1 protein-coding gene is annotated in these 607 nt (G+C 70.7%); it reads right to left on the bottom strand.

The features are described from left to right. Positions 1-23 precede the first annotated feature (23 nt). On the bottom strand, positions 24-607 hold a 584-nt coding region (locus tag ACH34W_RS55590), incomplete at its 5' end, for a zinc-binding dehydrogenase (RefSeq protein ID WP_395969365.1).

Raw genomic sequence — 607 nt, 5'->3', positions numbered from 1 at the left:
CGGTCAGTGAGGGATGAGAGGGGCTAGGCGGTCGGCGCTAGGACGACGACCTTGCCGGACACGGCACCGGCGGCGACTTCGGCGTGGAACGCCGGGAGGTCCTGGAGCTGGATACGGCGGCTGATGTCGATGTGAAGGTCGCCTCGGTCGATCGCGGTCACGAGGCCGGTGAGTTGCTTGGTGTCGCTGCGGACGAAGACGTTGAGTCCGCGTACCTGGCGCGCTTGGTCGCTCGGCGCTTGCATCCATACCGTGGTGTTGACCACGGTTCCGCCGGACCGCACGAGAGCGGCCTGGTCGGCGAGTTGCGAGGGCTCGATCGGTGCGAGGTTGAGCAGGAGGTCGACCGGCTGGGTCACCGCATCCACCACCTCGGTCGCGGTGTGGTCCAGGACCTGGTCGGCGCCGGCGGCTCGGACCCGGTCCGCGCTGCGCGGGCTCGCCGTGGCGATGACGTGCGCGCCGGCGTTCTTGGCCAGTTGCACCGCGTAGGCACCGACAGCGCCTCCGGCGCCGGTGATGAGCACGCGCTGCCCGGCGGTGAGCTCGCCGAGTTCGAACAGTGCCTGCCAGGCGGTCAGGCCCACCAGTGGCAGGGCCGCCGCGT

It is taken from the genome of Actinomadura sp. 6N118 (genome assembly GCF_044326415.1).
In the GTDB taxonomy this organism is placed as follows: Bacteria; Actinomycetota; Actinomycetes; order Streptosporangiales; family Streptosporangiaceae; genus Spirillospora.
This window is presented reverse-complemented; position numbering and strand designations above follow the sequence as displayed.